Source organism: Streptomyces sp. NPDC003034 (assembly GCF_053591375.1).
This window is the reverse complement of record NZ_JBSFTS010000026.1, coordinates 22128-44166: the sequence shown is the minus strand read 5'-3', so window position 1 is coordinate 44166 and position 22039 is coordinate 22128. Positions and strand designations below refer to the sequence as shown.

21 protein-coding genes and 1 pseudogene are annotated in these 22039 nt (G+C 68.7%); 17 read left to right on the top strand and 5 right to left on the bottom strand.

The genetic code is table 11. From position 1 onward, the window contains the following. Positions 1 to 78 precede the first annotated feature (78 nt). The 6 genes and pseudogenes from ACWDX7_RS23310 to ACWDX7_RS23285 form a co-directional block, all read left to right on the top strand. Positions 79 to 276 (top strand): annotated as a pseudogene (locus tag ACWDX7_RS23310) (DUF2637 domain-containing protein); the annotation flags it as partial. A gap of 239 nt (positions 277 to 515) precedes the next feature. Then, the gene (locus ACWDX7_RS23305) at positions 516 to 1007 is read left to right on the top strand and encodes a Pycsar system effector family protein (protein WP_451489107.1); all 492 of its coding nucleotides are present in this window, start codon (positions 516 to 518) and stop codon (positions 1005 to 1007) included. Positions 1008 to 1029: 22 nt separating this feature from the next. Continuing rightward, positions 1030 to 1686, top strand: coding sequence for a Crp/Fnr family transcriptional regulator (locus tag ACWDX7_RS23300; protein WP_451489108.1), 657 nt, complete (start codon positions 1030 to 1032; stop codon positions 1684 to 1686). Positions 1687 to 1893: 207 nt separating this feature from the next. Beyond that, entirely contained in the window at positions 1894 to 2580 is a 687-nt protein-coding gene (locus tag ACWDX7_RS23295) for a hypothetical protein (RefSeq protein ID WP_451489109.1), read from the top strand. A gap of 503 nt (positions 2581 to 3083) precedes the next feature. Then, the gene (locus ACWDX7_RS23290) at positions 3084 to 4973 is read left to right on the top strand and encodes a hypothetical protein (protein WP_451751526.1); all 1890 of its coding nucleotides are present in this window, start codon (positions 3084 to 3086) and stop codon (positions 4971 to 4973) included. A gap of 74 nt (positions 4974 to 5047) precedes the next feature. Beyond that, positions 5048 to 5704, top strand: coding sequence for a hypothetical protein (locus tag ACWDX7_RS23285; protein WP_451489111.1), 657 nt, complete (start codon positions 5048 to 5050; stop codon positions 5702 to 5704). 170 nt (positions 5705 to 5874) lie between these two features. Here the strand turns inward: ACWDX7_RS23285 and ACWDX7_RS23280 are convergent, their stop codons facing one another. Beyond that, the gene (locus tag ACWDX7_RS23280) at positions 5875 to 6276 is read right to left on the bottom strand and encodes a hypothetical protein (RefSeq protein WP_451489112.1); all 402 of its coding nucleotides are present in this window, start codon (positions 6274 to 6276) and stop codon (positions 5875 to 5877) included. Then, positions 6273 to 8108 (bottom strand): integrase, encoded by a 1836-nt coding sequence (locus tag ACWDX7_RS23275; RefSeq protein WP_451489113.1) that lies wholly within the window; start codon positions 8106 to 8108, stop codon positions 6273 to 6275. The genes ACWDX7_RS23280 and ACWDX7_RS23275 overlap by 4 nt, the downstream gene beginning before the upstream one ends. 95 nt (positions 8109 to 8203) lie before the next feature. Between ACWDX7_RS23275 and ACWDX7_RS23270 the strand changes: the two genes are divergently transcribed. Continuing rightward, positions 8204 to 8599, top strand: coding sequence for a hypothetical protein (locus tag ACWDX7_RS23270; RefSeq protein ID WP_451489114.1), 396 nt, complete (start codon positions 8204 to 8206; stop codon positions 8597 to 8599). 166 nt (positions 8600 to 8765) lie between these two features. Here the strand turns inward: ACWDX7_RS23270 and lysS are convergent, their stop codons facing one another. Next, on the bottom strand, positions 8766 to 10535 hold the full coding sequence (gene lysS, locus ACWDX7_RS23265) for a lysine--tRNA ligase (RefSeq protein WP_451489115.1): 1770 nt from the start codon (positions 10533 to 10535) through the stop codon (positions 8766 to 8768). Positions 10536 to 10814: 279 nt separating this feature from the next. On the opposite strand from lysS, the gene argS reads away from it, so the two are divergent. After that, positions 10815 to 12599 (top strand): arginine--tRNA ligase, encoded by a 1785-nt coding sequence (argS, locus tag ACWDX7_RS23260; protein WP_451489116.1) that lies wholly within the window; start codon positions 10815 to 10817, stop codon positions 12597 to 12599. Positions 12600 to 12710: 111 nt separating this feature from the next. Here the strand turns inward: argS and ACWDX7_RS23255 are convergent, their stop codons facing one another. Beyond that, positions 12711 to 13109: an ATP-binding protein gene (locus tag ACWDX7_RS23255; protein ID WP_451489117.1), complete on the bottom strand. Its 399-nt coding sequence runs from the start codon at positions 13107 to 13109 to the stop codon at positions 12711 to 12713. Between the two features lie 152 nt (positions 13110 to 13261). Here ACWDX7_RS23255 and ACWDX7_RS23250 point away from each other — a divergent pair, with 152 nt between their 5' ends. Further along, the gene (locus ACWDX7_RS23250) at positions 13262 to 14047 is read left to right on the top strand and encodes a Scr1 family TA system antitoxin-like transcriptional regulator (RefSeq protein ID WP_451489118.1); all 786 of its coding nucleotides are present in this window, start codon (positions 13262 to 13264) and stop codon (positions 14045 to 14047) included. Beyond that, complete coding sequence (locus ACWDX7_RS23245) at positions 14044 to 14229, top strand: DUF397 domain-containing protein (protein ID WP_451489119.1); 186 nt, start codon at positions 14044 to 14046, stop codon at positions 14227 to 14229. Before ACWDX7_RS23250 ends, ACWDX7_RS23245 begins: the two co-directional genes overlap by 4 nt. Before the next feature lie 86 nt (positions 14230 to 14315). On the opposite strand, the gene ACWDX7_RS23240 is transcribed toward ACWDX7_RS23245, so the two are convergent. Then, positions 14316 to 14588: a DUF1876 domain-containing protein gene (locus ACWDX7_RS23240; protein WP_451489120.1), complete on the bottom strand. Its 273-nt coding sequence runs from the start codon at positions 14586 to 14588 to the stop codon at positions 14316 to 14318. 197 nt (positions 14589 to 14785) lie between these two features. Here ACWDX7_RS23240 and aroC point away from each other — a divergent pair, with 197 nt between their 5' ends. From aroC to ACWDX7_RS23205, 7 genes are all read left to right on the top strand, one after another. After that, positions 14786 to 15970 (top strand): chorismate synthase, encoded by a 1185-nt coding sequence (aroC, locus tag ACWDX7_RS23235; protein WP_451489121.1) that lies wholly within the window; start codon positions 14786 to 14788, stop codon positions 15968 to 15970. A gap of 596 nt (positions 15971 to 16566) precedes the next feature. Next, positions 16567 to 17148, top strand: coding sequence for an NADPH-dependent FMN reductase (locus tag ACWDX7_RS23230; RefSeq protein ID WP_451489122.1), 582 nt, complete (start codon positions 16567 to 16569; stop codon positions 17146 to 17148). Positions 17149 to 17221: 73 nt separating this feature from the next. Next, positions 17222 to 18514: an MFS transporter gene (locus ACWDX7_RS23225; RefSeq protein ID WP_451489123.1), complete on the top strand. Its 1293-nt coding sequence runs from the start codon at positions 17222 to 17224 to the stop codon at positions 18512 to 18514. A 390-nt stretch (positions 18515 to 18904) separates the two neighbouring features. Beyond that, positions 18905 to 19516: an NAD(P)H-dependent oxidoreductase gene (locus tag ACWDX7_RS23220; protein ID WP_451489124.1), complete on the top strand. Its 612-nt coding sequence runs from the start codon at positions 18905 to 18907 to the stop codon at positions 19514 to 19516. Next, complete coding sequence (locus ACWDX7_RS23215; protein WP_451489125.1) at positions 19516 to 20319, top strand: arylamine N-acetyltransferase family protein; 804 nt, start codon at positions 19516 to 19518, stop codon at positions 20317 to 20319. Before ACWDX7_RS23220 ends, ACWDX7_RS23215 begins: the two co-directional genes overlap by 1 nt. Positions 20320 to 20598: 279 nt before the next feature. Continuing rightward, positions 20599 to 21024, top strand: coding sequence for a YybH family protein (locus tag ACWDX7_RS23210; RefSeq protein ID WP_451489126.1), 426 nt, complete (start codon positions 20599 to 20601; stop codon positions 21022 to 21024). A 141-nt stretch (positions 21025 to 21165) separates the two neighbouring features. After that, positions 21166 to 21813 (top strand): NAD(P)H-dependent oxidoreductase, encoded by a 648-nt coding sequence (locus ACWDX7_RS23205; RefSeq protein ID WP_451489127.1) that lies wholly within the window; start codon positions 21166 to 21168, stop codon positions 21811 to 21813. Positions 21814 to 22039: the final 226 nt, after the last annotated feature.

Below are 22039 nucleotides of genomic sequence, written 5' to 3'. Positions count from 1 at the left end.
GACATACAGTCACCGGCGTCCCCCGTACGCTGTGCCTGCCGTAGCTGATAAGGGCTGGATAAGGGGAGGGGATCGCGGGTGGCCGCGATGGAGCTGACTCGTACGCACCGGATACTCATCGGCATCGTGGTGGCCGGAGCGGTGATCATCGCCGCGATCGGCTTCGCCGGTTCGTATTCCGCTGTGCGCGCCCTCGCCCTGCAGAAAGGATTCGGCAGCTTCTCACTGGTGTTCCCGATCGGCATCGACGCGGGCATCTGCGTCCTGCTGGCGCTGTTCCCTGTCAAGTTCTTCTGTTCAGTTATTGCACCCATGAGGGAACGGCTGTAGCAATGAACTCGGTGCCGCCCGGGTCTCCCAACGGAAAGCGTCTTGGCAAGCTGTAGAGGCCAGAGAGCACGAAGAGGCGGATCATTTTCAGCCAACTCACCTGGTGACGGACGCGCCGAGGGGGCCCGTACCGGATCCTGGGGCAGATCACCGCAGTTCAGCTGCACTAGTCAGGAGGAGGCAGGGTGGCCGCCGACCCGCTGGAAACGGCCTGGAAGATCCAGGCGGCATTAGCAGATTCGACGGGCAAGGCGGACACAAAGGCGTCCATCGCTCTTAGCCTCCAGTCAACGGTGCTCGCCCTGCTCGGGATATTGGCCGCCTCGGGCCACGGAGTCGGCGCACGATCAATACCCGGCCAGGTGCTGTTGTGGGCGGGGGGATGCATCCTTCTCTGCGGAGCGCTTCTGGCCGCCGCTGCGGTGGCCCCTAACCTGCGGTTGGAGCGCAGAGGACCTGGCCCGGACGACGACTATCTGTTCTTCGGGCATCTGCGCCACTTCGAGCCGGAGACCCTGGAAGCTGCTCTGCGCTCGGGCTCCGCGTTGTCCGCGCTGTCACGGCAGATCATCGTCATGAGCGAGATCGCCTGGACCAAGCACCGTCGAGTACAGCTCTCCCTGCTGCTCGCGGTGACGGGTTGCGCGGTGATTGGCGCCTCGGCCGCAATAGGGTGAGCGACGCCTCGGGGGGGATCAAGTGAATTTTCGTCATCTGGTATCGGATGCCGCCTGGAATGACTTGCTGCACCGAGGGCAGAGGCGCCGCTACGCGCGAGCCACATGGCTGTTTCACCAGGGAGAGTCACCTGACTTCGTCATCGCCCTGACTGACGGAATCGTCAAGATCGTCCAGTTGGCGGGAGACGGGACGGAGACACCTCTAGCGCTGCGCGGTCAGGGCGAGGTCTTGGGCGAGATCGGCGCACTCCTCGACAAGCCTCGATCGGCGTCCGTGAAGGCGGTCTCCGAGTGCGTCGGATACGTCCTTCCCGCGCACGCGTTTCGGGGATACATCGACCGCCACGGCCTCAACCCGACTGTGTATCGGCTCACTGTTCAGCGCATGCACGAGAACGAGCAGCTGCGCACCGCGTTGATGAGGCTGTCGCCGCAGGCCCGGGTGGCCCGGGTGATTGAGTATCTGGCTTCGGAAGTCGGCGAGAGTGCGGAAGACGGGACGGTCGTCCTCCGGCTCGGGATGTCCCGAGACGAGTTGGCAGCGATGGCTTCGATGAGCCGCTCGTCAGCGATGGCCGTCTTACGAGAGCTTCATGATGCCCGTGTCCTCGAGCTGGGCCGGGAGCGTCTGGTGGTCACGGACAGCGCAGCCCTCACCAGGCTGTCCGAAGGGTGACAGCACCCACCAGCCTCACCGTGACCCACGTCACCTTCGTACCGTCCAAAGCTGGACGGTACCCCGCCGCGTTCACCGCCACAGTGGCTTCTACCACCCCGACAAGAGGAGGACACATCAATGGCACCTTCATGGGAGCGCCTGTGGCCCTACCGGGCTGTACTGGCGGTTGATGCCAGAGACTTCAGCTCTCATACCAGCAAACGCATGCAGGAGATCAACGCAGACATCCAGCAAGTGCTCGCGCAGGCCCTGTCGGCCACCAGCCTTAGCGCGCACTGGGAACAGCGGGCCTTCCCGCAGCACACGGGTGACGGGTATGTCGCAGGTCTGGACCCCGAGGTGCTGCCAGCCCTGGTGGGATGCTTCCCCGGAGCCCTCAGTGATGTTCTGCACGAGTACAGAAGGCAGAACCCGGGCAAGAGCCCGCTGCAACTGCGCGTCAGCGTCCATGTAGGTCCGCTGCCTCCTTCCGGGCTGGGCGTTCCCATGGTCGAGACTCACCGCCTTCTCGACGACCAGACCCTCCGGAATCTTCTCGCGAAGGCCAAGCGCGCAAACACGGTGATGATCATCTCGCAGCGCGTGTACGAGGACGTCTTTCAGAGCGGGCTCGAGACAGGCAGCACTGTCGCCGAGGACTTCGCGCAGAACATCGCCAAGGCCAAGAAGTTCGCCCAGCCTGCCTGGCTGCACGTTCCCGGCCTCGATTGGGGACTTGCCGATCGTTCGCTTTTCGAAGTCCCAGAGCAGAGCAGTACGGCCCCACCCTCACAGGGAACACGCCGTGAGGACTCACAACCTGCCTCCGCGCCATCCTTTGTTCAGAACGGCAACGGGAACTTCCAGGGCCAGCACCAGTACTTCAACGGCGGCGTGGGAGGCCTGCGATGACCGACAACCCATTCACTGCTGGTGAGCCTGACAACTCACCTGGTACTCCCCCGAAGTCGTCTGCCGATGGGTACGGGCACCAGCCTGAACCGGCTCAGGAGGACCCATCCTCCACTGCCACACCGCGCTGGCGCTGGGCCGACCGGCTCAACCTCGCGGGCCGTTCAGGCAACGCCTCCCCTCCGGAAGAGGAATCGGAGGCAACCAGCGTCCTGTATCCGGGGAAACCCGCCCTGACGCCAGCCGGCGGATCCGGGGAGTGGGTCGTCCCCCACGCAAGGCCCGAAAGCCAGCTCATGCCTGGGCAGGGAGGCATGCTTTCAACCGACGGAGGCACGCTTTCTCCGCCGGCCGCTCACGGTGCCCCTGTGCCTGCGCCCACACGCGTCAGCGAGGACAGCGAGAGGATCGACGAGCTGCCAGTACCTGCGGCACCAGCAGAAGAGCCGGGCATCGAGGGGGGTACTCCTGGACCAGCTACTCCCCCGCAGGTCATGCCTGCCATGGGCTCTCATGTGCAGAACGTGGCCCCCTACGCCACCGCATTCCAGGCGGAGAGCCAGCACTTTTACGGCGGCGATTTTGTGCGGCAGCAGCCGGTGCATCAAGTGGATCTCGCTGCATGCACCAATGATCGTTTCATCCCGCCACGTGACGCCGACTGCTGGGAACAGGCACAGTTCCTGATCAAGGAGCACGGAGTCGTCATTCTCTGCGCGCCACCGGGCACGGGCCGGCGCAGCACCGCGCTGCGTCTCCTGACTACCGTGGGATCGCTACCGCTGACCCTCGTGGACCTCGAGCCGGAGTGGTCGAAACCCGACGCTACGAAGCTGCCAGCCGCAACTGGTCATGGCTACGTTCTCGACCTCTCAGGCATGCCGCAGCAGCCTGGACCTCGATTCGGTCAGGGTCTGATCAATTACGGCATCGACGGCGTAAAGAAGTCTTGCTATCTCGTCGTTCTCACCACCCCTGACGAGTGGACGAATGAATGGTCTGAAGAGACGCGCCACATCACTGTCAAGCATTCTTCACCGAACGCTAAGCCTCTGGTGCGCCAAGAACTTCGACAGATGGGTGCAGAAGATCGAGTCTCCTGGCTCGACCAGGAGGCGTACAACGACATCTGGCGTTCCAATCCACCTGCCCAGGAAGCCCGACGACTCGCTCGCATCGTCTATGAGGCGAAAGAGAACGACAACACCGTCGTTGAGGAGTTTCAGGGATGGAACACACACATCAACAAACTCCTCACCCCGACCAGGCAAGGAGCTGGTGAGCCAGAGCTCGTATCCACCCGTGCCACCGTCTGGGCGGGGGCGCTGATCAACGGCGGCCGAAAGCGGTCAGTACTTCATGCCGCCGATGCACTTCTCGAAAAACTCGAATTTGGGCGGAAACCCCTGGACATTCTGGCAGATGCCACGTCCAGTCACCGCCTGAAGGCCGCCGCGCTTAGGCCGCATGGAGATCGGGCGTTCCACGAGTTGGACAAGCACGATCTGGCACCGGCCATCCTCAGGCATCTCTGGGATGAGTTCCCGACCCAACGAGATCTGTTGCGTTCATGGGCTGTGTCGGTCGTCGCGCAGCAGGCCGTGCCCGAGGACGACGCGCGCATCGCTCTTTCCGCACTCCTCGAATTGTCGAAGGAAGTGCACGACACCAGCATTATCGACAGCGTCGCCAAGGAGGTGACTGGGCGCCGCCTTCCGCTAGCAGTGGAAGCTCTCACATCTGCGGCACTCGACCCCACTCTGGGCAAATATGTCCGGGGACGCCTGTACCGGTGGATGCTCGGTAAACCGTCGCCGGCGATGGTGGATCTGGTGACGCAGATCTGTGGAGGGGAACTTGCCGTCCGCCAGCCGTCAATCGCAATGACGCGACTGGCCAGGGCAGCCGTCCACGCTCCGTTCCCATCCTCCGCCATGGTTGATGCGTTCCGGCGGCTTACCCAGATCAACGCGGCCGAAGTAGCCAAGGCTCTCGAGACGTGGCTGACAGAGGAACCCGCCAAAAGGCATGCTTTGGTCGCTTTCCTCTCCCTGGCTGCCACCGACGAAGGGACACGGCTTCTTCTGAGCATGACGGATGATGCTGCGGGCAGGCAGCGCTTCGTACGGGCCTGGCAGCAACTACTCCAGGACGATGAGTCCCAGAGCGCAGCAGATGAGCAGCTAGGCAGGTGGGGAGTCGCAGCCGAGAGCGGGCTGCTGCCCTCAGCGCTGCTAGTCGATCTCATGGCCGATGTGTACGAACCCAAGATCTATCGAAGCGGTCTGCAGCGATTCTTTGCACAGGACCGTGACTTCCAGGATTCCTTCTGGGGCGAAGTCCTTGAACGAGTAATCATCAGGACTCATGAACGCGAGAAGGCATCAAGCTGATGATGGCGTACCTCGGGCTGCGCCGACGTCTTCGTCACCGCGTTTCGACTACGTGGCCAACGAAGCTCTGGGGCGTGGCCTATACGGTCAGCGGTGTGCTGCACTGCCGCCTCGCTTCAGGCGAGCAGCGTCAAAAACGCGCCCTGGTACGTTCGGCTGCACGGATGGCGCTAGAGGAGAAGGCTTCGCAGATCACCCGCGGATATCTGCCTGGGCAACTTGACGAGGCAGAGAGCGCGCTCGCGCTGGAGCTGTCCGATTGGCGGCAGGTGGATGCGAGGTGGCCGATTGAGATCAAAGCACACCTCGTCCTCCGGCTGGAAGCCGAAGCGGCAACTCGTGCCCAGGCATACGAAGACGCCTTGCGCGATCAGCAGCTTCAACATGATCTGCATGAGACTCGTGTGGCATACATGCGGGACAAGGTGCTCGCCGACGCGGATACAGCACGTGCCTGGTGGCTCGAACGGCATCGCGAAGGGCACCAGTCGATCGTGTGGGATGAGTTCAACACGCACATCCTGCCTTTCGTCGGCCGAGCCGGGGACGCACAAACAAACGCCATGCGCACTGCTCATGTCCTTGCCCAAGTGGTCGAGAGGCTGGAGGACGACCCGACTCGCCACAAGCTTTTCGTCGCCACCGCACGCCTCCTGATGAAGGAGATGGACTGGCCAGACCTTGCGGATAGCCTCACGCTGGCCGAGCAGCGGAAGTTTCAGCCGAAATAGTAGGTTCCACGGCTGGCGCGCCAGCAAAATCTCTGATTCGCCAGCCACCGTTTCGGTAACCGACCCGAAACTTATCGCTATGCCATCCACGAAACCTGCTGGCCCAGAAGGTGGGCTTCACAGAGCCCAGCGAGAAGGAGCCCAAGCTGGTGAGGTCGTCAGTGTTCCAATTAACGGAACGGAACGACGTTGCCAGGGTTCGATTTCAGCGGTGCTGAGGAGTCCTCCTGCTGCCGAGTGAGGACTGCGCTTGCGAGAGTAAGACGGGTCACCTGCTGGCGGATCTCCTCGATCTCGGCGTTTTTGTTCGCGATGGTATTCCTGAGCTTGGCGACGGTCTCGCGGAGCCGTTTCTCGGCCTCGGGCACTTGCTGGGTCTCGTTGCGGACGCGTTCGTAGAACTCGTTCTTCAGGTCCGCGTGCCGCTTCATGAGGGCCATGCGGTGGACGTCGGCTTCGACGGCCAGGGCGGCGACGGTGAGGCTGCCGTTGGAGATGGTGGGTTGCCCGGCCAGGAGGCGGTCCATGGCCTCGTGGATGCGGGTGCGTTCGTCCGGGTGCTGCTGGGTCATGTGAGGGCCTCGATGCTCTGGGCGGTGGCGTCGTGGGTGGCGGCTGTCTCGCGGAGCCGGGCGGCGTTAGCCCGCAGTTTCCGGGCGATGGGGTCGGGGGCATGGTTCGCGAAGTAGTCGATCTCGTCGGCTCGCGCTCGCAGTTGCCGGGCGTGGGTGTCGGTGCGGACGGTGTTGCCGCAGCCGGTTTTGCAGGCGTACTGCCTTGGGGCAGTAGCGCCGGGCTCGGGTTCGCAGAGCGCGTTGTCGTGCTTGAAGGCGCAGATGAGGAACGCGTCGGGGTTGTCGTAGAGGACAATGCCGTCCCGGGCCAGGAACGCCGTGGCCTTCTTCGCGAAGGTCTTGGGTACGAGACGGCCTTCGAAGCGTGGCGCTTGTGCGGCGGCGGTGACGGCTCGGCGGGCCGCGGGACCGGAGATCTTCTCGCCAGCCGCGGTACGGTCGCGGAAGCGGGCGGCGGTGTCGGCCGCCGCCAGGACGGTCTCGACGTCGAGGACGCTGTGCAGACCGCGGCGGCTTCGGGAGGCATAACCGCTGGAGGTGCGGGTGTCCAGGACGGTGCGCATGTGGCCGTACTGGATGGCCAGGGCGACCAGTCCGCCGGGACGGCGGGCAACGTGCCAGGCCAGGGTGCGGCGGAATCGGGACATGCCGATCGCGCCGTGTGGGTCCTCGGGAACGGCCTGGTCAGGGACTCCCTGAGCTTCGGCCTCGCGGTTTACCCAGACGATGAAGGACTCGATCCGCCGGTTCAGGGACGTTTTCCGGATCGCTCCGTGGTGCTGTTTGCCGCCGGGGCGATGCACGTCGTGGTGGGCGGCGCTGAGGAGGAGTTCGCCCTCGGGGACCATGCGTTCCAGGACCCGAATGGCGCGGACAACCGGAGTGATCGCGACCCAGGGGACATCCCGGACCTCGCCGGCGGAGACGTGGTTGCCGTTGTCGTCGAGGACGTTCTTGAAGTGGTGGCTGCGGATCAGGTGCCGACCTGTGGTGCCATCGGCGGCCGGATCGGGGTCGGGGCAGCAGCCCGAGCGCAGGGCCTGAACCTCCTGGGGGCGCATGCCGGTGAGGTAGACGATCACCAGAGCGGCGGCGGTGCCCAACTGCTGCATCAGGGTGGTCGCTTCGCCGAAGAAGATGTGTTCGCGCCAGGGTCTGCCCTCGATCTCTCCGGTGACCGGGACATTCAGCGGGCAGGGAGCCGGGCGCTCCAGGACGAGGTCCTGGATGCCGTGCAGCATGACGAGCCGCTCGATCTGGGCGTGGGTGGCGCCGGTATGTGCGGCAACGTAATCGCGGGCCAGGTAGAGCCGCCCTTTGACGTGCGCGGCGGGCAGCGGGGCACCCGAGTTGACGAGCGGGAGCAGGTACTCCTTGAGCGCTATCCGGCTCGTCGACGTGGCGGTGTTGCTCGCCGCCACGTCCATCAGGCGGCGCTGCTCGGTCCAGGCCGCCAGAATATCGTCGGCGAAGTTGTCGACGAACCGCAGTGCCCAGGTGAGCAACGGGCCCAGGACCTGCGGGTCGAGCGGCTCGGTCGAGTTCTCCGCGTTGTCCGTGCCGTCGGCGGCAGGAAGGTAGTCGTCGATGCCCTCGGTCTCCCACGGCGGGCAACTGATGCCTGCGGGGCGGGCGCTGAGCTGGTCGTACACCCACAGGTCCGTGAAGTAGCCGAGGACCATCTCGGCGTGCACCCGGCTGATGCCCTCGTCCCGGCGCACGCCCGCGTAGATCCGCCACTGGTCCTCGGTGCAGTCCGCGAGACGGGTGATGCCGCGCTGGTGCAGCCAGCGGGCCAGCCGGAACCACTCGCAGTACTTCTGCAGCATGGTCTGAGCCGCGCCCCGCCCCCGGGCACAACAGCGCCTGGTTCGCCGCGCCGCGGGCCCCGCAGGCGGCGTACGAGGGCGGCTACAACCCGCGCGTGGTGGAGGGCCTGGAGCCGACTCCGGTCATGCCTCCGACGGGTCCGGAACCGGACGGCCGACCCCACCCCCAGCCCCAGCCCCAGCACCCGCACCCGCAGGACCTGCCGGCCCCGGCCGCCCGACAGCAGGACGCCCAGCAGGCTCAGCTGGCTCAGCAGTCCCACGAGTTCCTGGGCACCCCCGACGAGGCCGCCTTCGCCGAGGCGGCGTACAAGGTGTTCCGCTTGCTCATCGACGAGCAGAACGACTTCCCGACCGCCGAGGCGCTCGACATACACCTCTCGGACGGTTACGGCGTGACCCACCCCCGCAGCGGTTCCCTCCTCCGCCGGATGATCCCGGCGTTCAAGCTGCGCTACCAGAAGGACCTGGAGAGCGAACACATCGCGTAGGGGCGGAGAGCCGAAGCCGAAAGCCCGAGCCCGCACGCCGAGCGAAGAAACGCCGGGCGCCCGCAGAACCCAAGCGGAAGGGCCCGCACCCCCGGAAACCGCTCGGGGTGCGGGCCCTTCCGCTTCGGTGCGCGCGGCCGGTCGCGGACGCGGCTCGCGCGGAGCGTCAGGCCGCCAGCAGCTTGCGCACGCGGTCCGCGCCCACCGCCAGCAGCAGCGTGGGCAGTCGGGGCCCGGTCTCCCGGGTCACGAGCAGCCGGTAGAGCAGCGCGAAGAAGGTCCGCTGGGCGACCTTGAGCTCCGGCGTCGGCTTGGCGTCGGGCTCCAGCCCGGCCATGATCTTCGGTACGCCGTAGACGAGCGTGGTCAGCCCGTCCAGTGACCAGTGCGATTCCAGCCCGTCCACCAGCAGCCGCAGCGACTCGCGGCCCTCGTCGTCCAGGGACGACAGCAGTTCCACGTCCGGCTCCTCGCGTACGAGGGTCCGCTGGTCGGCGGGGACGTGGGTGGTGATCCAGTTCTCGGCGCGGTCCAGGCGCGGCCGTACCTCGTCCAGCGAGGTCAGCGGCTGCTCCGGGTCCAGGTCGCTCAGGATGCGCAGGGTCTGCTCATCGTGTCCGGCGGTGATGTCCACGACCGAGGCGAGGGTCCGGTACGGCATGGGCCGCGGGGTGCGCGGCAGCTCACCGGCGGCCGTCCGGACGGCGCGGCTGTGCGCCGCCGCGTCGGCGGGCAGCGCGGAACCGTCGGCGACCTTGGCCTCCAGCTTGTCCCACTCGTCGTAGAGCCGCTGGATCTCCTGGTCGAAGGCGATCTTGAAGGACTGGTTGGGGCGGCGGCGCGCGTACAGCCAGCGCAGCAGCTGCGGCTCCATGATCTTCAGCGCGTCGGCCGGGGTGGGGACCCCGCCCTTGCTGGAGGACATCTTGGCCATGCCGGAGATGCCGACGAAGGCGTACATCGGCCCGATCGGCTGCTCGCCGCCGAAGAGGTGCACGATCTGGCCGCCGACCTGGAAGGACGAGCCGGGCGAGGAGTGGTCGACGCCGGAGGGCTCGAAGACGACGCCCTCGAAGGCCCAGCGCATCGGCCAGTCGACCTTCCAGACCAGCTTGCCGCGGTTGAACTCGCTGAGCTTGACCGTCTCGGTGTGCAGGTCCTCGGTGCACACGTAGGTCATCTCGGTCGTCTCGTCGTCGTACGAGGTGACCTTGGTGAAGTCCTTGTTGCACACGCCGCAGTACGGCTTGTACGGGAAGTACCCGCCCTCGGCGGTGCTGCCGTCGTCCTCGGCGGCCGCGCCGGAGCCCTCGGCGGCCTCCAGTTCGGCCGCGTCGAGCTGCTTCTGCTGGGGCTTCTTGCCGCCCGGCTTCTGCTTGGTGCGGTACTGGTCGAGGACGGCGTCGATGTCGCCGCGGTGCTTCATCGCGAACAGCACCTGCTCGCGGTAGACGCCGGTCGTGTACTGCTCGGTCTGGCTGATCGGGTCGTACTCGACGCCCAGTTCGGCCAGCGCCTCGACCATGGCGGCCTTGAAGTGCTCGGCCCAGCTGTCGTACGGAGACCCGGCCGGGGCGGGGACCGCGGTCAGCGGCTTGCCGATGTGCTGGGCCCAGGACTCGTCCACGCCGGGGACGCCGGCGGGCACCTTGCGGTAGCGGTCGTAGTCGTCCCAGGACAGGACGTGCCGGACCGGGATACCGCGGCGGCGGATCTCGTCCGCGACCAGGTGCGGGGTCATGACCTCGCGGAGGTTGCCGAGGTGGATCGGGCCGGAGGGGGAGAGTCCGGACGCGACGGTGACCGTGAGGGGTTTGCCGGGTGCTCGGCGCTCCGCCTCGGCGATGACCTCGTCCGCGAAACGGGAGACCCAGTCGGTCTCGGTGCTGCTCTGAGCCACGACACGTCCTTCTACTCGAATGCTGGCTTCAGCCATTCTCCCAGACGTGGCGGGGCGCTCCGAGGTTGTTTCCGCCCGTCGATCGCGCCTGCGGATTGCGCCGGCTGATCGGACCGCCGATCGGACCGCCGGTCACGCCTGCGGATTCCGCCCGCCGATCCGCGCGCCGATCCGCCCGGCGATCCCCGCACGCATTGTGGCGCCGGCCGGCCCGCCGAATCTTCCGGGATACGGACAGCCCCCGCGTGGGATACTCGGCCTTTGTCGGAACGAACAAGTTCACCTCGCAGTGCGACCTCACAGGAACGGCAGCTCATGGCCTCGGTCCCTTCCCTCGCCTCCTCCGTCAATCAGCGCGTCGCGGACGCCCTCGCCTCCGCCCTGCCGGAGGCCGGTGCCGCCGACCCCCTGCTGCGACGAAGCGACCGGGCGGACTTCCAGGCCAACGGCATCCTGGCGCTCGCGAAGAAGACGAAGGCCAATCCGCGCGAGCTGGCGGCGACCGTGGTCGGCTCCATCCCGACCGGTGACCTGATCGGGGACATCGAGGTCTCGGGCCCCGGCTTCCTCAACATCACCGTCACCGACAGGGCGATCATCGAGACCCTCGCGGCCCGGGCGGGCGACGACCGCCTCGGCGTGCCGCTCGCGTCGAACCCGGGCACCACGGTGATCGACTACGCGCAGCCGAACGTCGCCAAGGAGATGCACGTCGGCCACCTCCGCTCCGCCGTGATCGGTGCGGCGATGGTGGAGATCCTGGAGTTCACGGGCGAGAAGGTGGTCCGCCGCCACCACATCGGCGACTGGGGCACCCAGTTCGGCATGCTCATCCAGTACCTGATCGAGCACCCGCACGAGCTGGACCACAAGGCCGCGGGCGCCGACGCCGACCTGGAGGTCTCCGGCGAGGAGGCCATGTCGAACCTGAACCGGCTCTACAAGGCCTCGCGCACGCTCTTCGACTCCGACGAGGAGTTCAAGACGCGGGCCCGCGCCCGGGTGGTGGACCTCCAGGCCGGGGACGCCCAGACCCTCGCCCTGTGGCAGCGGTTCGTGGACGAGTCGAAGATCTACTTCTATTCCGTCTTCAACAAGCTGGACATGGACATCCGGGACGCCGACGTCGTCGGCGAGTCCGGCTACAACGACATGCTGAGCGAGACCTGCAAGCTGCTGGAGGAGTCGGGCGTCGCCGTCCGCTCCAACGGCGCGCTGTGCGTCTTCTTCGACGACGTCAAGGGGCCGGACGGCAACCCGACCCCGCTGATCGTGCAGAAGTCGGACGGTGGCTTCGGCTACGCCGCCACCGACCTCTCCGCGATCCGCAACCGCGTCCGCGACCTGGGCGCGACCACCCTGATCTACGTGGTGGACGCGCGGCAGTCGCTGCACTTCAGGATGGTCTTCGAGACGGCGCGCCGGGCGGGCTGGCTGAGCGACGAGGTCGAGGCCGTGCAGCTGGCCTTCGGCACGGTGCTCGGCAAGGACGGCAAGCCGTTCAAGACCCGTGAGGGCGAGACGGTGCGGCTGGTGGACCTGCTGGACGAGGCCGTCGAGCGGGCGACGGCCGTCGTGCGCGAGAAGGCCGAGAAGGTCGGTCTGACCGAGGAAGAGATCGTGGAGAACGGCCGGTACGTGGGCATCGGCGCGGTGAAGTACGCCGACCTGTCCACCTCCGCCGCCCGTGACTACAAGTTCGACCTGGACCAGATGGTCTCGCTGAACGGCGACACGTCCGTGTACCTCCAGTACGCGTACGCCCGGATCCGGTCCATCCTGCGCAAGGCGGGCGACCGCGGCCCGGTCGCGCACCCGGAGCTGGAGCTCGCCCCGGCGGAGCGTGCGCTGGGCCTGCACCTGGACCACTTCGGCGAGCTGATCGCGGAGGCGGCCGCGGACCACGCGCCGCACAAGCTGGCCGCGTACCTCTACCAGCTGTCCTCGCTGTTCACGACCTTCTACGACCAGTGCCCGGTCATCAGGCCGGAGCCGGAGCTCGTTGTCGGCGAGAACCGCCTGTTCCTGTGCGAGCTGACGGCGCGCACCCTGAACAAGGGCATGTCGCTCCTGGGCATCCGCACCCCCGAGAAGCTCTGACGCGAAGCCGAACCTGTAGGGCCGGGGCCGGGGGCCGGGGCGATCTGCCCCGGCCCCCGTCTCTGCGTTGGGCCCGCCCGCACTCGCCCCGCCTCCGCCCGCGCCTCCGCCTCAGCGGAACTCGCACCAGACGACCTTGCCCGGCGACCGCGGCAGCACGCCCCACTGGTCGGCGAGGGCGGCGACGAGGAGCAGCCCCCGGCCGCCGTTCTCCCCGCCGGACGGACGGCTCAGCACCCGCGACAGGCCGGGGCCGCTGTCGTGGACCTCAATACGGACGGTGGCGTCGAAGATGAGCAGCCGCAGGAGGTAACCGCGCCCGCGCGGGACCCCGTACCGCAGGGCGTTGGTGGCGAGTTCACTCACGCAGAGCAACATGTCGTCGCGTCGGGCGGACACGCCCCACGCGCGCAGGGTGTCACGTGTGAAGTGGCGTGCGGCCGGGACTGTTGCGTGTGAGCGAAGGTACAACCGCTCGCATACGAGGGCCGCTTGAGTATCGGAGTTCACCGGACGATGGTCGCGCCCTGTGACTACCGTATGGCTCAGCGCCAACCCGTACTCGGGGACGAGTACGGGTCGGCACCGGGTAGTTCGGGTGCAGGGGTGGGGAGTTCATCGTCATGCCACCAAGGAAGCGTGCACGGCCGAACGCGACGACCATGAAGATGGTCGGAGCGCAGGTGGCCGTCAGCCGGATCGCCAAGAACATCACGCAGAAGCGGCTCGGAGAGCTGGTCCGGCTGGACGCGGAGACCATCGCGTCGATCGAGCAGGGCCGCCGGGCGTTGATGCCGCACGTCGCCGAGCTGATGGATCAGCATCTGGGATTGCCCGGCCTGCTGACGGTGGCCGCCCACGGAATGCCGGTGCGGGATGCGAGTACCCCATGGTCAGAGGAGTACATGGACCTTGAGAAGCGGGCGATCACGCTCCATTGGTACGAGTCCATGGTCATTCCTGGCCTTCTGCAGACCGAGAGCTATATGCGGGCGCTCTTCCGCTGCCGCGTCCCCGCGTTTCTGCCCGAGGAGATCGAGTCCCTGGCCGCCCGGCGACTGACCCGGCTGGGGGTCCTGCACCGCAAGCCGCCCCCGAGTCTCAGCTTCGTCATCTCGGAAGCGGCGCTCCGCGACCGGATCGGCGGCGACGCCGTCTACGCCGAACAGCTGCGTCATCTGCTGGTCTGCATGGAGCTGCCGCACGTCACCGTCCAGGTACTGCCGGCCGGTGTGACGTACCACCCAGCCCTTTCCGGCTCATTCACCATGGTGGAGACCCCCGAACACGAACACCTCGGCTACTTCGAAGGCCAGCGCGGCAGCAAGCTCATCACCGACCCCGATGACGTCAGCATCCTGACCCAGCGATATGCGATGCTCCGGACCCAGGCCCTCAATCCCCTTGAGACTGAACGCCTGTTGGACCGCCTGCTAGGAGAGCTATGAGCGACACACCGAAGTGGTTCAAGTCCAGTTACAGCAGCAGCGACGGCGACCAGTGCGTCGAGGTGGCCGCCTGCGCGGAGGCCGTCCACGTCCGGGACTCCAAGGTCAGCGACGGCCCCGTACTGGACCTGGCGCCCGGCAGTTGGGCCGGGCTCACGCGGTGGGTCCGTACCGCTCCTTGATCAGCCGGCGCGTCAGCAGCGGGTGCGCGGCCACCGTGGCGCGTCCGGAAGGGAAGCGCCACGGTGGGCCAGCCCAGGGCCTGGGCTTACTGGTTCAGTGGGTACGAGTGCCGGCCCGTGACTTCGTCGATCTCGGCGTGGGCCTTCTGCAACAGCTCGGTCGACAGGTCCATGAGGGCCCGGGCGCCGGCGATCTCCTCCCCGACCCGTAGCTGCTCCGGGTCGGAGGGATGGCGCATGGCATACCCGTGCGCCCTGAGCTCCGTACCGTCCGGGAGCCTGACCATGGCCGCGGCGGTCGTGCGGTGGCCGTCCTCGGTGAACTCGATCTCCACATGCCACCCGACGAGCGTGGACACGATGCATCACCTCCAGGGTTTCACCCACCCTCCAGCGTGCGCCCGCACCCTCGGGAACGCTAGCGGGGACCGCCCCACCCGGATGGGGCCGGGGAGCTGATGCATTGCCCCTGCGGTGCGCAAGCCGGGCGAGAGGCGCTGCCTATGGTGACGCTTCCCGACCAATGAGCGACCAATGAGCAGGGGTGATCGTCCGCATGGGCACATTGCGTTGGCTGACCGCCGGAGAGTCCCACGGACCGGCGTTGGTGGCGACGCTGGAGGGGCTTCCCGCCGGTGTTCCCGTCAGCACCGGGCTCGTGGGCGAGCACCTGGCCCGGCGCCGGCTCGGCCACGGCCGGGGTGCGCGGATGAAGTTCGAGCAGGACGAGGTCACGTTCCTCGGCGGGGTGCGGCACGGGCTGTCGCTGGGGTCCCCGGTCGCGGTGATGATCGGCAACACCGAGTGGCCGAAGTGGGAGAAGGTCATGTCCGCCGACCCGGTGGATCCCGCCGAGCTGAAGGAAACGGGCCGGGGCGCGCCGCTGACCCGCCCGCGGCCCGGCCACGCCGACCTCGCCGGGATGCAGAAGTACGGCTTCGACGAGGCCCGGCCGATCCTGGAGCGGGCCAGCGCGCGGGAGACCGCGGCGCGGGTGGCTCTCGGCGCGATCGCCCGGTCGTTCCTGGCACGGGCCGCCGGGATCGAGATCGTCTCGCACGTCGTGGAGCTCGGCGCGGCCAAGGCCCCGTACGGCCTCTACCCGGTCCCCGGTGATGTGGAGGAGCTCGATGCCGATCCGGTGCGGTGCCTGGACGCGGATGCGGGCAAGGCGATGGTCGCGGAGATCGACCAGGCCCACAAGGACGGCGACACCCTCGGAGGTGTGGTGGAGGTGCTGGCGTACGGGGTCCCCGTGGGGCTCGGCTCGCACGTCCACTGGGACCGGCGACTGGACTCGCGTCTGGCCGCTGCGCTGATGGGGATCCAGGCCATCAAGGGCGTCGAGGTCGGCGACGGCTTCGGGCTCGCCCGGCTGCCCGGGTCGCGGGCCCACGACGAGATCGTCCCCACGGCGGCGGGGATCAAGCGGACCTCGGGGCGTTCCGGGGGCACCGAGGGCGGGCTGACCACGGGTGAGCTGCTGCGCGTACGGGCCGCCATGAAGCCCATCGCCACCGTGCCGAGGGCGCTGGCGACGGTGGATGTGGCGACCGGCGCGGCCACTGCCGCGCACCACCAGCGCTCCGACGTGTGCGCGGTGCCGGCCGCGGGCATCGTGGCCGAGGCGATGGTCGCGCTGGTGCTGGCCGACGCGGTCGTCGAGAAGTTCGGCGGGGACTCGGTGGACGAGACGCGGCGCAATGTCGAGTCCTACCTCGGGCACCTGCGGATCCGGTGAGCGGCGGCACCACCGGGTGACTTCCCGGGCGGACAGGCGGCGCGGATGAGGCTGCCGGGGGCGCGGGTGGCGGGCGGCGCGGTGGCGCTGCGTCATGCGCCCAAGGAGCGGGGGCGGTGACCCCACGCATCTCGCGCACCGGCGCGGACCGGATGCCCCCGGCGCCCCGCGCCGGACCGGGCCACCCCGGTCGGCCCTGCGGCTCCGCCGCGCGCGGGCACCCTAACGCGCCCACCGGCGCCCCTCCGGGGCCCCTGCCCCAGAGCACCCCCCTGCCACCTGCCGGCCCGCCGTGACCCGTACGAGCTCGGAGGCGGGCCCCGCGCTCGGCCAACGCCTGACGGCGTGCGAGGGAGGCCGCCGGGGCGGGCTGTCGGGAATCGCGTGCGAGCACGGGCGTCACAGCCTCGACCCGGCTACGCGCCGACGAACCGGGGCGCGCGCCGCAGGGCGGGGGCCTCGGGGGAGCTGACGGACTTGGGGAGACGGAGTTGTCGCATCCGGTTGGGGCCGAAAAGGTGAGAGGCGCTAGCGCGGGACCGCCTTGTCCGTCACCCACGGACCGGGCGCCGCCGCATACTTCCGGAGGTATTTCCATGTCTGAGCCGCTCCGCGTCGCAGTCATCATCGCAAGTGTCCGTGACGGCCGGTTCGGCCCGATCATCGCGAACTGGTTCGCGGGCGTCGCCCGGGAGCGGGCCGGCCTGGACATCGACGTGATCGACCTGATCGAGTACGACCTGCCGAACCAGCTGTCGCAGTCGCCCTCCGAGGCCACCCAGGCCGTGCTGGCCGGCGTCACGCCGCGCCTGGCCGCGGCCGACGCCTTCGTCGTCGTCACCCCGGAGTACAACCACTCCTACCCGGCCTCGCTGAAGACGCTGATCGACTGGCACACCACCGAGTGGCAGGCCAAGCCGGTCGGCTTCGTCGGCTACGGCGGCCTCGCCGGCGGCATGCGCGCCGTCGAGCACCTGCGCCAGATCTTCGCCGAGTGCCACATGGTCACGGTCCGCGACACCGTCGGTTTCCACGGTCCGTGGGGCCAGTTCGACGAGCAGGGCAACCTCATCGACCCCACCGAGGCGGACGCCGCGGCGAAGACCCTCCTCGACGCCCTGGAGTGGTGGGGCACCGCGCTGAAGGCCAAGAAGGCTCAGGTGCCGTACGGCGGCTGACCGACAGCCGCGCCACCCCACACGCTGATCGGCCCACCCTCCCGGGGTGCCCCGCAGCCCCCAGGAGCAGCAGATGAGCCTACGCACGCCCTCCGCCGGAACGGCCGAGCCACCCACACCACAACCCACCCACACGCTGGCCGGCAAGCCCGCCACCCGGTCCCCCAAGGGCCCGTCCGTCGCGCCCGTCGTGACGGCCATCTCGCTCCTCGGGATGCTGGTGGTGGGCCAGCTGTACGTGGCGATCCCCCTGCTCCCCGAGATCGGGCGGGCGTGGGGGGTGGACCAGGCATCGGCGACCTGGGCGACCTCCTCGTACGCGGTGACGTACGCGGTCGTCTCGCTCTTCAGCGGCGCGCTCGCCCGCCGCTTCGGCACCCGGGCGGTCCTGGTGGCGGGCGTGGGTGCGCTGGCGGTGGTGACCGCCTGCGTCCCGCTCGCCGAGTCGTTCGGCGCGGGACTGGCCCTCCGGGCCGGGCAGGGCCTGTTCGCCGGCGTTTACGTGCCGCTCGTGTACGCGTACCTCAACGCGCACATACCGGCGTCGAAGCTGCCGACCGCACTGACGATCGTCTCCGCCTGCATGGCGGGGACGATCGTGATCGGACAGGTGGAATCCCAGCTGCTGGCCGCCGTCGTCGGCTGGCGCGGCACCTTCTGGGTGACCGCTCCCCTGCTGCTGGCGGGGGCCCTCGTCCTGCGGCGGGTGCTGTCGGGGGTCGATCCCGCGCAGACCTCGGACGCCGCCTCCGCGCCCGGCGCCGGGCGGCGCAGGCTGTGGGGCGGGCTGGTGCCGCTGTACATCGTCGGCCTCACCTGCGCCAGCACCATGACGGCCGTCTACACCAGTGTGCAGCTCTACGGTCCCGCCGAACTGGTCGGCGACGGCCAGGCGATGCTGACGCTGCGCGCCACCGCGATCCCGGCGCTGGTCCTGGGCGTGCTGGTGGCGCCGCTGCTGGGCCGGATACCGGCCCGGCCGCGCGGAGCCGGTGCGTTCGCGGTCGCGGCGGCGGGGATCTGCGGTGCGGGACTGTTCGGCGGCACCACCGCCGGACTGGCCGGATCCATGTTCGTCTTCATGCTGGGCGTGGCCGCGATCGGGCCGGCCGTGGTGCAGGAGATCGGCGCGGCGGCGGGCACGGCCCACGGAGTCATGGCGACCGCCCTGTACGGCTTCACCATCAACATCGGCGGCGGGCTGGGAGCGCAGATCCCGCTCGCGTTCGGCGAGGTGAGGGGCGTCGGACTGTTCATGTCGGCGCTGCTCGGGGGCTGCGTGGTGCTGCTGGTGGCGACCGGCCGCCGGCGCCGCGCCGCCGCCGCGACCACCGCTCCCGCCGCGACCGCTTCCGCGGGCACCTGACGTAGGGACGCGAGGCGACGCGTACACCGGTGCGGCGTACGGGCTCACGGCCCGACCGACGCGCCGGCTCGCGGGGCTCGCGCGCTTACCGGCGCACGTGCCCGACCGGACCGGCGTACGGCCCAGTCCCGGCAGCGGTAGGTGCCGCCCAGCGCCCCTCCCGCCCCTGACCCGCACCTCACCGGCGTACGGACCGCTCCCCGGCCCCCGCGTCCGCCCCCGCGCCTACGCCCCGCGCGCGCGCCGACCTGACGGACGGCCCCGCCTACCTGACGTACTGAGACCGCGGCCCTCGGCACGGGGCGGTCCACGGAACAGGATCGTCCCAAGGCCCCGGCACCTGAACGTCCGGAAACGAGCGGGGGCGGTCGAAAGGGAGTTCCGCACGTCATGACGAACATCGCTGTCATCTACTACTCGTCCACCGGCTCCACCCACAAGCTGGCCGAGGCCGCCGCCAACGCGGCCGAGAAGGAGGGCGCGGAGGTCCGCCTCCTGCGCATCGCGGAGATCGCGCCCAACGGTGAGGCCGCGAGCCGTGACGGCGCCGCCGGCCACCAGGACGCCACCAAGGACATCCCCGTGGCCACCCTGGCGGACCTGGAGTGGGCCGACGGCATCCTCCTCGGCACCCCGGTGCACTTCGGGCTGGCCGCTCCTCAGCTGATGCACTTCATCAACTCCACCTCCAAGCTGTCGATCGACGGCAAGCTGCTCAACAAGGCCGTCTCCGCCTTCGCTTCCGGCTCCGCCGCCCACGGCGGCCAGGTCTCCGCGATCCTCGCCCTGCACAACGCGATCACCCACTGGGGCTCGGTCATCGTCTCCACCGGTTCGACGGACCCGGTCCTGTACAAGCCGAAGAACGGCAACCCGTACGGCGCCTCCGCCGTCGTCGGCGGCAACCCGGGCCAGGTGCCCGAGGAGAACCTGGAGGCCGCGGCCTTCCAGGCGCGCCGCACGCTCCAGGTCGCCTCGGTCGTGAAGACCCTGGACGCCTGATGATCTCGGACGTGCTGGCCACCGCCTACCTGGCCCGGATCGGCGCCTCGCGCCCGGCTCGGGCGGACCTGGCGGCGCTCTGCGAGCTGACGGAACGCCATGTGCTGACCGTCCCGTTCGAGAACCTCGACTACCACCTGGACCAGGACATCCACCTGGACGAGCGGGCCGTCGAGAAGATCGTGCACCAGGGGCGCGGCGGTGGCTGCTACGAGGTGAACCCGGCCTTCGGACTCCTGCTTCAGTCGCTCGGCTGCCAGGTGGAGATCCTCGCCGCGCGCGTGCACCGCCCGGGCGGGCTCGGCGCTCCGCTGGGCCACCTGGTGCTGCGCGTGACCGTGGAGGAGACCGCGTACCTCGTGGACGTCGGTTTCCGCCGCAACCCGCGGCGGCCGCTGCTGCTGGGGACCGAAGCCGTGCAGTACGACCCGCAGGGCGCGTACCGCTTCGGCGCTCCGGAGCAGGGCGAATTCGACCTCGTGCTGGACGGCGAGCCGATGTACCGGGTGGACGGCCGGGCGCGCGAGCTCGGCGAGTTCAAGCCGTCGCTGTGGTGGTTCCGCACCTGCCCGGACTCGCCGTTCCTCCAGGACGTGTTCTGCTCGCTGCCCACGGTGGAGGGGCGGATCACGCTCAAGGGGCGCACCCTGACCCGGCGTGTCGGCGACGAGCTCACCGAGGAGCACCTCGCGGACGACGTCCAGGTGTTCGAGGCCTACCACAAGTACTTCGGGATGACACTGGACCGGCTGCCCGCCGAGCCGGTACGGCCGGAAGGGTCGAGCGGCGTCGCCGTCGAGTAGCCCTGCCCGGCAGCCCATTCCGACCGCCGGACCTTCCGACCGCCGGACCTTCCGACCGCAGGCCCGTAGGTCATCCGCAGGCCGTCCGCCGGTTCCACAGGTCAAAAGATCCGTAGATCCGTAGATCCGTAGATCCGTAGATCCGTAGATCCGTAGATCCGTAGATCCGCCGCAGTCACAGGCGCAGCCGTCCGCGGTTCCCCCTGCGCCGCCACCCCCCGCACCGCTGTTTCCTCCAACTCCAACGGGTACCTCTTTCCCCCCTCATCAGGAGCCACGATGACCGCGTCTGTCACCGCGCCCGTCACCGCGCCCGCGCCCGTCACCGCGCCGTCCGAACTGCCCGACGCGTTCCTGCGGGCCTTCAACGCACGCGACCTGGAGGCGATCGACCGTCTCTTCGAGCCGGGGGCGGTACGCGTCCTCACCCCGGGCCAGGTGGTCACCGGCGCCGGCCGGCGCGCCGCGACCAGCAGCTTCCTGGCGCTCGGAATCCCGATGAAATTGACGGTGCGCCACTGCTACGAATACGACGACCTGGCGCTGCTGCTGTGTGACTATCTCATCAAGGGCGTTAAGCCGGACGGCACTTCCGTACACCACGAGGGCACGGCCACGGATGTGGTGCGCCGGGGCGCGGACGGTGTGTGGCGCTACGCGATAGACAATCCGCCGGGTGTCGACCGCGAAACCCCGAAGCCCTGAGGCCTGCCCGCACCTGAGGCCCCGGAGATCCTGAGGCCGAGCCCCTAAGGCCGAGCCCCTAAGGCCTGCGGCCGTCCCCTGAAATCCAAGGTCCTGAGGCCTGTAGAGCACGAATTCCCACGAAGAGAGACTGAAAAGCCGATGACCAACGTCGCCATTGTTTACTACTCGGCCACCGGAAACATCCACAAGCTCGCGGTGGCCGCCGCCGACGCCGCGGAGAAGGCCGGCGCCCAGGTGCGGCTGCGCCGCGTCGCCGAGATCCAGGAGACCACGCTCGCGCCCAACTACACCGAGTGGACGCAGGCATACGAGGAGCACACCGGCGGCAGCAGCCGTGAGGTGGAGATCGCCACCATGGACGACCTGGACTGGGCCGACGCGGTCATATGGGGCACCCCGGGCCGCTACGGCGCGATGGCGGGGCCGCTCAAGCACTTCATCGACCAGACCTTCGAACTCCACGCCCGCGCGGGCCTGAAGAACAAGGCCATGTCCTCCTTCACCTCGACGGGGACCCAGCACGGCGGCCAGGAATCGACCATCCTGTCGCTGTCGAACGTCTTCTACCACTGGGGCGCCATCATCGTGCCGCCGGGCGTCACCGACCCGATCCTCCTGGCGCCGAGCAACGGCAACCCGTACGGCGTGAGCGCCACTTCCGGCCTCCAGGCCGTTCCCGGCCAGCTCGCGCAGAACGTGACCGAGGACAATCTGGCAGCGGTCGGCTACCAGACCGTGCGCACGATGGAGATCGCCGCGGCGATCAAGCAGGGGCTGGGCAAGTAATTCGCGCCCGGCCGGCGCGCGTCCCACGGCCCCCGCCTGACCGGCGCCCGTCCTGCGGACAGCGGAAAGAGCCCGTAGCGGAACTCCCGCTACGGGCCTTTTCATGCGCACACGGGCCGGAACGGACCTGAAAGAACGCGAACGGCCCTGAACCGGCTTCGAACGACCCTGAGCGGCCCTGAACAACCCCGGACAACCCCAACGCGCCGGCCCGAACGCCCGGACA